Below are 11,122 nucleotides of genomic sequence, written 5' to 3' on the forward strand. Positions count from 1 at the left end.
GTCACCCACCGCCCCCGACCTTCTTGCCGCCGTGCACCAGGACCTGCTTGCACTTCTCGTCAGCCTTCTTGTAGGCCGCGCCGTCGAGGTCGATGCCGGTGCTGGCGTCAATGTCGGTCTTTCCCTGCGCGTCCGGGTCCGGGAAATTCGGGATGCCGTTCTCGCGCATGCACTTGGCGTATTCCAGCGCCGCCTTACGGTCGGCCGCGGGCTCGGGCGGCGGCGGCGGGTCGAACTCCTTGCACTTCTCCTGGGCGGACTTGAACGCCGGCGAGTCCATGTCCACCTTGCTCCCGTCGATGGCCAGCCGGCCATCGGAGTCGGGGTCGGGGAAGCTCGGGACGCCGTTCTCGCGCATGCACTTGGCGTAGGCGAGCGGGTCGCCCCCGCCGCCGCCGGCGCCGCCCGTCTTCGGTCCGCCGGCCGCCTCGGGGTTGGCGGCGGCGACACCGGTGCCGCCGCCCCCGCCGTCGCCGTCTCCGTCGTCGCCGCAGGCGCCCGCCAGCAGGCCGACGGCCGCGACCGCCGCCGCCATCGTGACCAGCGGCCGGAGGCGGCGCGGCCGCCGCGCGGCGGCGCGCCCCTCGCCGCGGTCGGTATCCGTCTGCATGTCCTCGCACCTCTCGTCGAGATCGCTGAAAAGGTTCTTACCTTTGTTGTACCGGCCGGGCGGTTGCGGGAAGGTATCAGCGAGAAATCGTGCATTCCCGCAATCTCCGGCACCCGCGACGTCCATTAGGTGACGCGAATCGGCACTATCGGGAACGGCATGGTGTGGTGTTGAACGTGAAGGCGGACGGCGCGGTATTGCGGTCCCGCCACTTTCCGGATATTTCGAGCACGCGGCTCCGTCCGGGCGCGATCACGCCCCCGTCCGGCGGGTTGGAGATCGGCACGTCCGCGCCGTTCTGCGCGGCGACCCCGCCCGTCACCCCGGTGATCTCCTGCCCGTCCCCGTACCGGAACCGGACGGCCCAGGCGTCGAGCGGGCGCCGCGACAGGTTGGTGACGCGCAGCGCGGCCGTGAAGGTCCCCGAGCCGGTGCCGGTCCGCCCCGTCTCGCGGTACGTGGCCGCGCAGCGTTCGGGCGGTACCTGCCCCTTGGCGAAGAAGACGTTGCCTGCGAGGTCCGCCCGCTCAACGTCGGTGTTGTTCGCGACGAGATCCCCGAGGTTCTCCCGGAAGTCGATGCCGTAGCGCCGCTCGATCTGCCGCAGCGCCGGCATCTGGTTGCCGTAGAAGAACCGGTCGCCGTCGCGGAGGCGCCGGAACTCCCGGCTCCACATCGCCCGCTGCAACTCCCCGAACTCCGGTCCGTCGTGCTGCTCGGCGAGCATCCCCATGTACGCGTCGAGCCGGTCCACCGACCCGTACAGCGCTTTCAGCCGCGCGGCCAGCGTGGTGCGCCGCTCGAACGACACGGCGCCGGTGTCCTCGAAGTGGTTCTCCGGGCCGACCCCGCTGCCGAACAGGTTGGTGATGCGGGTGAAGTCGATGGCGTCCGGGTCGTTGATCTCGTCTCCGGCCGTGAGCAGCGGGTCGGCCGGGAACTCCGCGGTCCCCTCACCGGTGATCCCGGTGAACGTCCGTGCCGGCGGAAGCCCGTAGGCGCGCCGCATCTCGTTGTAGGACGGCATGCCGTGGTCGCGGCCCCGCTCCAGGTCGAGCGCGCCCAGGTCGAACACGCAGCGCGGCTCGGCGTCGGGCGCCGAGCACAGCACGTCCCGCAGCTCCCGCTCGATCTGCTCCTCGTTGTGGTACTGCGCCTTGGAGCCGAGGCCCTGCAGGAACGGCCCGAGCCCCAGCACCGGAATGATCATGGGGTTGTCCCGGGCCTGCGCCAGCGTGAACTGGATCTTCACCTTGGCGGGGTCGTCGCTCGGGTCGATGTTGAAGCCCATCTCGCGGAACTTCTCGAGCTGCTCCTCGGTGTAGCGGGACCGTTCGGTCTCCATCGGGAACCCGCTGTGGATCATGCTGTGGATCCGGTAGCCCACGGTCGCGAACTCATTGCTGAGCGTCGCGTCCACCGAGGGGTCGTATCCCCGGTACTGGGGAAGGTCGACGCCGTGCGCCGGCAGGAACTCGTTGTAGGTGATGTACTGCACCTTCGCGATGACCACCCGCCGGGCGATCTGGAACTTCTCCTCCTCGCTCAGCGAGTCCGGCAGCCGGTCCACGATCCGGTTGTGCTCCCGCGCGATCAGCGTCTCCACCGCCGTGACGGCGGTGTTGTTGTTCGCGCGCGGATCCCCGGTGACGACGGCCTTCCCCGGATCGGCGAGGAGTTCCCCGCCGAGCTCCACCTCGGGCGCCGCCGCGACGTCGCCGCGCGCGTCCCGGCGCGGCAGGTGGTCGCCCGGCAGCAGCAGCCGCGCCCCGTTGTTGGCGAGGTTCCCGTCGACCGGCCCCTCCCGCATCCATTCCAGGCGCCCGGCGGTGGTGGCGTAGACGGCCGAACCGTCGAGGTAGGAGCTGACGTTGTTGATCTGCTCCCGGGCGTTCGCCGTCCCCGTCCCCTGCGCGGGGGTCGACCGGGTGAACCTCACCGCGGCCGGAGCCCGCTTGGTCTCGAGTGGATCGTCCCCGTCGACCGGGATGTCGGCCCGCTCGCCCTGGGGGTCGCTCCGCAGCACGCCGCCGCGCAGCCCGATCTCGTGGTCGACGAACTGCCCCCACGCCCACGCCCACTGGCTGAGCTGCTGCTCGGAGAAGATGTTCACCGAGAAGCCCGCACCGTTCGCGTCGAAGAACTCGTCGTTGAATACCCGGTTGCTGACGGTCCGGGCGTTCGGCCCGGTGACGGGCTCGCTCCGCCCGTCGGCGTACCGCGCCCGCGCGACGCGGGCATAGTTCGTCCCGGCGCGGCCCCAGTCGCCGTGCCGCACGTTGTTGCCGCTCCCGTCGAGGGCCTGCCGCCCGCCGGCGGCGGCCCCCAGCGCGGCGGGCACGCCCGCGACGGTCACCAGGCCGCCGCCGAGCAGCAGCGCCAGCGGCGCCGCGAGCACCCGCCGCCGCGCGGCGGCGTCCGAAGACCTCATGCGCACTCCCCGGCCGCTCATTCGGGACGGGCGTCGATCAGGCTGAGCGCGTTGGGCAGCCCGATCACGCGCTCGGTGCGCAGGCCCGCCTTGCCGAGCAGCGCCAGGTACTCGTGCTCGCCGCGCTCCCGGCCGCCGTCGTAGAGGGCCAGCAGCCGCATGTCCATCTCCTTGCCGAGATGCGGCCGGTCGTCCTCGGGCAGCAGCATGTCCAGCAGCAGGACGCGGCCGTGCGCGGGCAGTTCGCGCCGGATGTTGCCGAGGAGCCGCAGCGCGTCGTCGTCGTCCCAGTTGTGGACGATGTTGGACAGCAGGTACGCGTCGGCACGCGGCACCGCGCGGAAGAAGTCGCCGACGACCAGCTCGCACCGGTCCGCGACGCCCTCGGAGGCCAGGAACGCGCGGGCGCCCGCCATCACCGGCTCCAGGTCCAGCAGCAGGCCCCGCATGCCGGGCGCGGCGCGCAGCGCCGTCGCGAGCACCGTCCCCTTCCCGCCGCCGATGTCGGCGAGCGTCCCGATCCCGCCGAAGTCGTAGGCGGCGACGGCCGCCTCGGCGACGGCGCGCGACCGCGTCGTCATGAACACGTCGAAGTGCCGCCGCGCGGCGGGGTCGGTGGCGAGCCATCCGTAGAACGAGCCGAACCGCGCCGCGAAGGACGAGCGTCCCTCCCGGACGGCGTCGGCGAGCGACTCCATCGCCTCCAGCAGGACGGGCGCGCCCTGCAGCAGCGACACCGACCGCATCGAGCCGGGCGCGTCGGCGCGCAGCGAGTCTCCGGCCGCGGTGAGCGCGTACCTGGGCGTCTCCGGCCCGCCCACCGACCGGGCGACGCCGAGCGCCGCGACCGTCCGCAGCAGCCGGCCGACCGCGACCCGGTCCACGCCGAGCCGCTCGGCCAGTTCCCCGGCGGTCAGCGGTCCGTCACCGAGCGCGCCGGCCACGTCGAGGTCGACGAACGCGTACAGCGCGGAGAACCGCCACTGCCCGCGCAGCAGGTCCCAGATGAGCGCCCGGGGGTCCGCGTCGTCGACGACGTCGCGCTCCCGCCCGGACACGTCCGCTAAGTCGGCTAAGGGGGTGATCTCTGACACTCCGCCTCCTGGCGTTAGATGGGTCGCTCGTCGTTCTCGGCGAGCTTCGCGGACAGCAGCCGCCCGATCAGCGCGGCGGGCTCCGGTGCGAGCAGCCCGTGGTGATCGGCGTCCACCCGGTGCGCCTCGACGGCACCGGACGCGTAGGGCCGCCACACCTCCTCCGCGCGCTCCGCAGGCAGGTGCCGCGGCCGCGCGCGGGTGGCCACCACCAGCACGACGTCACCCTGGAACACCGCGGGCATGTGGTCGGCGGCGAGCCGCATGTTGGTGTCGGCGACCCGCTGCACCACCGCAAGCGCCGCCACATCGGCGCCGGGCGGAACGTCCGCGCCGGGCGGAACGTCCGCGCCGGGCGAGCCGTCCGCGCCGGGCGGGCCGTCCGGGGGCGGGTGGGGGGCGCCGCCGGGGTCGGAGCCTAGGGCGGGGCCCTCGTGGGGGTAGCCGTCGAGGATCGCCAGCAGCTCGACCCGCTCCCCGAGGTCCTGCAGCCGTGTCGCGACCGCGTGCGCGACCACCCCGCCGAACGACCAGCCCGCGAGGTGGTACGGCCCGGAAGGCCGCACCACGCGGATGCGCTCGGCGTACTCGGCGGCCATCTCCGCGATGCTCGCCGGCGGCTCCGTCGTCCCGTCCAGGCCGCGCGCCTGGATGCCGTAGGCGGGGCGTCCCGGCGGCAGGTGCCGGACCGGCTCCGCGTAGTTCCAGGCGAGTCCCCCACCCGAGTGGACGAAGAAGACCGGGGGCGCGTCACCGTCCGGGCGCAGCGGCAGGACCGGGTCGAAGTCCCCCGCGGGGCCGCCCCCCGCCGCGACGGCCTCGGCCACCGCGGCGGGCGTGGGCGCGGCGAACAGCCCCCGGATGCCGACCTCGGCGTCCAGGACGGCCCGGATCCGGGCGATCAGCCGCATCGCGAGCAGCGAGTCGCCACCGAGGGCGAAGAACGAGTCGTCCGGCCCGACGCGCTCGACACCGAGTGCCTCGGCGAACAGGCCGCAGAGGATCTCCTCCACCCGGGTCGCCGGCTCGCGTCCGGGCCCGGCATCGACGGTGGCGGGCGCCGGCAGCGCGGCGCGGTCGAGCTTGCCGTTCGCGGTGACCGAGATCGTGTCGAGGGTGACGAACGCGGCCGGGACCATGTACTCGGGCAGGCGGGCGGCGGCGAACTCGCGAAGGTCGGTACCGGCGCCGGTCCCGACCACGTAGGCGACGAGCCGCCGGGCGTCCGGGCCGTCCTCGCGGGCGATGACGACGGCCTGGCGGACGTCGGGGTGCGCGGTCAGGACGGCTTCGATCTCGGCGGGTTCGATGCGGAACCCCCGAATCTTGACCTGCTCGTCGGCGCGTCCCGCGAACTCCAGGACACCGTCGCCGGTCCAGCGGGCCAGGTCACCGGTGCGGTACATGCGGCCCGGGACGAAGGGGTTCGCGACGAACCGTTCACCCGTCAACGCGGGCCGGGACGCATACCCGCGCGCCAGACCATGGCCCGCGAGGTACAACTCACCCACCACGCCCGGAGGAACCGGGGACAGCCGCTCGTCGAGCACGTAAGCGCGGGTGTTGTCGAGCGGACGGCCGATGGGAACCGCCGCCGGAACCCGGTCACCGGCCCCGAAGGCCAGATGCGTCGCGAACGCGGTCGCCTCGGTCGGGCCATAAGTCGTCCGCACGACCAGATCCGGGTGGGTTCGCAGCAGGGCTTGCACCGCCGCGGACGACACCACGTCCCCGCCCGTCGACACCTCACGGACACCCGCGAAGATCTCCGGCGACTGCTCGGCCAGCACCCGGAACAGACCGGCCGTCGCATGCACGTTGGTGACCCGATGCTCAGCGATCAACCGCCCCCGCTCGGCCGCGTCGAGGTCGCCCGCAGGCGCGACCACCAGCCGACCGCCGCGCAGCAGCGGCGTCCAGATCTCGAACGTGGACGCATCGAACGCATGGTTGGCCTGCACCAGGACGGATTCGACGACCTCGTCCCGCCACGCCGAATCGAGGCAGAACGCCACCACGTTCCCGTGCGTGACCGCCACACCCTTCGGCACACCCGTCGAACCCGACGTGTACATCACATACGCCAGATCCTCCGCCCGAATGTGAACACGCGGGTTCTCCTCCACCGGCTCGAACACATCCTCACCGGTGACCACCACCGACACACCGGCCTCGGCCATCACCGCCGCGATCCGCTCCTGCGGATGCGAGACATCCAGCGGCACATACGCCGCACCCGCCTTCAACACACCCAGCAACACCGCCACCAACTCCGGCGAACGCTCCATCCGCACACCCACCAGCGAACCGCTCCCGGCCAGCGCATGCGCGACCCCATTAGCGCGAGCGTTCAACTCCGCATACGTCCACACCACACCGTCCGCGACCACCGCCACCGCATCCGGCGCCCGCACCACACACTCCTCGAACAACTCCACCAACGACACACCCGCCACCGGACGAGCCGTGTCGTTCCACCCCTCCACCACCAGCCGCCGCTCATCCTCCGACAGCACCTCGATCCCGGAGACGTGCACGTCCGGGTCGGCGGCGCCCTGCTCCAGGACGCGTTCGAGGCGCGCGGCGAGCGCGCGGGCGGTGCACTCGTCGAACAGATCGGTCGCGTACTGGACACCGCCGTCGATCCCGGCGGGGGCCCCGTCCTCGTCGCGATGCTCGGTGAGGCTGAACGAGAGATCGAACTTGGCCGCCTGCTCCCCCGGTTCGTCCCCGGCGAACGGCCGGGCGCGCACTCCGGCGAGATCGAGGTCGCGGTCGCCCTGCGGCAGGTTCTGCAGCGTCAGCATCACCTGGAAGAGCGGGTGCCGGGAAAGGGAACGCGGCGGGTTGAGGTCCTCGACGAGCCGCTCGAACGGGACGTCCTGGTGCGCGAAGGCCGCCAGGTCGGTGTCCCGGACGCGGGCCAGCAGCTCGGCGAACGTCGGGTCGCCGCTCACGTCCGTCCGCAGCACCAGCGTATTCACGAAGAACCCGGCCAGGTCCTCCAGCGCCGCGTCCCCACGACCCGCGACGGCCGTGCCGACCGGAACGTCGTCGCCCGCGCCGACCTTCGACAGCAGCACCGCCACCGCGGCCTGCGCCACCATGAACATCGTCACGCCCTGCCGCCGCGCCAACTCGGATAGACGGGCGTGCACGTCGGCGTCCGTCTCCAACGGGACGATCGCACCGCGGAACGTCGCCGCCGACGGGCGGGGCCGGTCGACCGGGAGTGCCAGCTCCTCGGGCAGCCCGTCCAGCGCCTCGCGCCAGTGCCCGATGTGCTCGGCGAGAAGGCTTTCGGGGTCGCCGGGGTCGCCGAGCAACTGGCGCTGCCACAGCGCGTAGTCGGCGTACTGGACGGGAAGCGGCTCCCACGCCGGGGCCTCGCCGCCCGACCGGGCCGCGTAGGCGGCGCCGAGGTCGCGCACGAGGACGTCCATCGACCAGCCGTCGACGGCGATGTGGTGCGCCGTTATCACCAGGACCGACTCGTCGGGCGACGGAACCAGCAGCCGCGCCCGCCACGGCGGTTCCCGGGTCAGGTCGAACCCTCGTTCCATCTCGGCGGTGGCGACGTCCGGCAGATCACTCTCCGCGATGTCGTCCACCCGCAGGACCGGCCGGCCGTCCGCGCCGTCCAAGACCTCCTGCCGCGGGATGCCGGCGGCTTCCGGGAAGACCGTGCGGAGCGTCTCGTGCCGATCCGCGACGTCACCGAGGGCCGCTTCGAGCGCGGCGACGTCCAGGTCGCCGGAAAGCCGGAGCGCCAGCGGGACGTTGTATCCCGCGCCGGCACCGGCTTCCTCCAGCCGGTTGAGGAACCACATCCGCTGCTGCGCGTACGAGAGCGGGATCGTCTCCGGGCGCTCCCGGGCGGCGGTCAGGGCCGGGCGGACGCCCGCGCCGCGCGCCTCGTCCGCGAGCCGCGCCAGCCCTTCGACGGTCGGGGCTCCGAACAGTTCCCGGATCCCGATCTCGGCGTCCAGCACCCGGCGGATCCCGGCGATGAGCCGCATCGCAAGGAGCGAGTCGCCGCCGAGGTCGAAGAACGAGTCGTCCGCACCGACCCGCTCGACACCCAGCACCTCGGCGAACAGGCCGGCCAGGATCTCTTCGGCCGGGGTGGCGGGCCCCCGCCCGGACGCGCGTCCCGCGAGGTCGGGGGCGGGCAGCGCAGCCCGGTCGAGCTTGCCGTTCCGCGTCACCGGGATCTGATCGAGGGCGACGAACGCCGCCGGGACCATGTAGTCGGGCAGCCGCACGGCCGCGAACTCCCGAAGCACGGTCCCGTCCGCGTCACCGACCACGTAGGCCACGAGACGCTTCACACCCGGCTGATCCTCCCGAGCGATCACAGCCACCTGGACGACGCCCTCATGCGCGGCAAGGACGGCTTCGACTTCGGCGGGCTCGATCCGGAACCCCCGGATCTTGACCTGCTCGTCGGCACGCCCCGCGAACTCCAGGACACCCTCGCCACTCCAGCGGGCCAGGTCACCGGTGCGATACATCCGGCCCGGGACGAAGGGGTCCGCGACGAACCGCTCACCCGTCAACGCCGGACGCGACGCATACCCGCGCGCCAGACCATGGCCCGCGAGGTACAACTCACCCACCACGCCCGGAGCGACCGGGCGTAAGAACTCGTCCAGCACGTAGGCGCGGGTGTTGTCCATCGGAACCCCGATCGGCAACGACGCCGGAACCCGGTCACCGGCCCCGAAGGCCAGATGCGTCGCGAACGCGGTCGCCTCGGTCGGGCCATAAGTCGTCCGCACGACCAGCCCCGGGTGGGTTCGCAGCAGGGCTTGCACGGCCGCGGACGACACCACGTCCCCGCCCGTCGACACCTCACGGACACCCGCGAAGATCTCCGGCGACTGCTCGGCCAGCACCCGGAACAGACCGGCCGTCGCATGCACGTTGGTGACCCGATGCCCGGCGATCAACCGCCCCCGCTCGGCCGCATCCAGATCACCCGACGGCGCGACCACCAGCCGACCACCACGCAGCAACGGCGTCCAGATCTCATACGTCGACGCATCGAACGCATGGTTCGCCTGGACCAAGACGCTTTCCACGACATCGTCCCGCCAGGCGGTGTCGAGGCAGAACGCCGCGACGTTCCCGTGCGTGACCGCCACACCCTTCGGCACACCCGTCGAACCCGACGTGTACATCACATACGCCAGATCCTCCGCCCGAATGTGAACACGCGGGTTCTCCTCCACCGGCTCGAACACGTCCTCACCGGTGACCACCACCGACACCCCGGCCTCGGCCATCACCGCCGCGATCCGCTCCTGCGGGTGCGAGACATCCAGCGGCACATACGCCGCACCCGCCTTCAACACACCCAGCAACACCGCCACCAACTCCGGCGAACGCTCCATCCGCACACCCACCAGCGAACCGCTCCCGGCCAGCGCGTGCGCGACCCCATTAGCGCGAGCGTTCAACTCCCCATACGTCCACACCACACCGCCCGCGACCACCGCCACCGCATCCGGCGCCCCCGCCACCCGCTCCTCGAACAACTCCACCAACGACACACCCGCCACCGGACGAGCCGTGGCGTTCCATCCCTCCACCACCAGCCGCCGCTCATCCTCCGACAGCACCTCGATCCCGGAGACGTGCACGTCCGGGTCCGACGCCACCTGTTCGAGCACCGCGACAAGCCGCTGGACGAGCGAGCGGGCCGTCTCCGCGTCGAAAAGGTCCGTCGCGTACTGGAGCCCGCCTTCGATCCCGGCGGGCGTCCCGTGCTCGTCGCGGCGCTCGGACAGGGTCAGCGACAGGTCGAACTTGGCCGTCACGCTCTCGGCCGGCATGAGCGGACGCACCCGCAGGCCGGGCAGGTCGAGCGGGGCATCGGCGTCCGGGATGTTCTGGAACGCCAGCATGACCTGGAAGAGCGGGTGGCGGGCGAGCGAGCGGGCGGGGCTGAGTGCCTCGACGAGACGCTCGAACGGGACGTCCTGGTGCGCGAACGCCGCCAGGTCCGTTTCCCGGACGCGGGCCAGCAGCTCGGCGAACGTCGGGTCGCCGCTCACGTCCGTCCGCAGCACCAGGGTATTGAGGAACAGCCCGGCGAGGTCGTCGAGGGCGGCGTCGCTGCGGCCGGCGATCGGGGTGCCGATCGGGACGTCGGTACCCGCGCCGACCTTCGACAGCAGCACGGCGAGCGCGGCCTGCGCCACCATGAACATCGTGACGCCGTGCCGCCGGGCCGCCGCGTCGAGGCCGTCGTGCGTCGCCGCGTCCACCCGCACCGGGATCTCGGCGCCGCGGAACGACGCGGTGGCCGGGCGGGGCCGGTCGGCGGGCAGCGGGAGTTCCTCCGGCGCGCCCGCGAGGGCCTCCCGCCAGTGGTCGAGCTGGGCGGAGATGAGGCTGCCGGGGTCGCCGGGGTCACCGAGGACCTCGCGCTGCCACAGCGCGTAGTCGGCGTACTGGACGGGCAGCGGCTCCCAGGCGGGGGCCGCGCCGCCGGCGCGGGCGGCGTAGGCCGTCCGGAGGTCGGCTTCGAGGACGCCCATCGACCAGCCGTCCACCGCGATGTGGTGCGCCACCACGACGAGCGCCGCCTCCGACGGGGACGGCACCAGCAGCCGGGCGCGCCAGGGCAGTTCGCGGGCGAGGTCGAATCCGCGGGAGATCTCTCCGGCGGCCGCCTCGGCCAGCCGCTCCTCGGTGCTCTCCTCCACGTGCAGGCTCGGGCGCGCCGCGGGGCCGTCCAGGATCTGCTGCCGCGGTACGCCGTCGACCTCCGGGAACAGTGTGCGGAGCGGCTCGTGGCGGGCGGCAACGTCGGCAAGGGCCGCTTCGAGCGCGGCGACGTCCAGGTCGCCGGAAAGCCGGAGCGCCAGCGGGACGTTGTATCCCGCGCCGGCACCGGCTTCCTCCAGCCGGTTGAGGAACCACATCCGCTGCTGCGCGTACGAGAGCGGGATCGTCTCCGGGCGTTCCCGGGCGGCGGTC

4 protein-coding genes are annotated in these 11,122 nt (G+C 72.6%); all 4 read right to left on the minus strand.

What is annotated here, in order from left to right; translation table 11 throughout:
- Position 1 precedes the first annotated feature (1 nt).
- The 4 genes from F7P10_RS09995 to F7P10_RS44155 all read right to left on the minus strand — a co-directional run bounded on the left by F7P10_RS09995 (position 2) and on the right by F7P10_RS44155 (position 11,094).
- The gene (locus F7P10_RS09995; RefSeq protein WP_151009091.1) at positions 2 to 610 is read right to left on the minus strand and encodes a hypothetical protein; all 609 of its coding nucleotides are present in this window, start codon (positions 608 to 610) and stop codon (positions 2 to 4) included.
- Positions 611 to 755: 145 nt separating this feature from the next.
- Positions 756 to 3,041 carry a peroxidase family protein gene (locus F7P10_RS10000; RefSeq protein WP_176611386.1) on the minus strand — a complete coding sequence of 762 codons (2,286 nt, stop codon included), beginning with the start codon at positions 3,039 to 3,041 and terminating at the stop codon, positions 756 to 758.
- A 17-nt stretch (positions 3,042 to 3,058) separates the two neighbouring features.
- Entirely contained in the window at positions 3,059 to 4,135 is a 1,077-nt protein-coding gene (locus F7P10_RS10005) for a methyltransferase (protein WP_151009093.1), read from the minus strand.
- Positions 4,136 to 4,149: 14 nt separating this feature from the next.
- Positions 4,150 to 11,094 (minus strand): amino acid adenylation domain-containing protein, encoded by a 6,945-nt coding sequence (locus F7P10_RS44155; RefSeq protein ID WP_368077486.1) that lies wholly within the window; start codon positions 11,092 to 11,094, stop codon positions 4,150 to 4,152.
- Positions 11,095 to 11,122: the final 28 nt, after the last annotated feature.

Origin of the sequence: Actinomadura sp. WMMB 499 (assembly GCF_008824145.1) — a bacterium.
Taxonomy (GTDB): domain Bacteria; phylum Actinomycetota; class Actinomycetes; order Streptosporangiales; family Streptosporangiaceae; genus Spirillospora.

Coding starts and splice junctions, on each gene's coding strand:
- F7P10_RS09995 (WP_151009091.1), bottom strand. CDS start 610: ATGCAGACGGATACCGACCGCGGCGAGGGGCGCGCCGCCGCGCGGCGG.
- F7P10_RS10000 (WP_176611386.1), bottom strand. CDS start 3,041: ATGAGGTCTTCGGACGCCGCCGCGCGGCGGCGGGTGCTCGCGGCGCCG.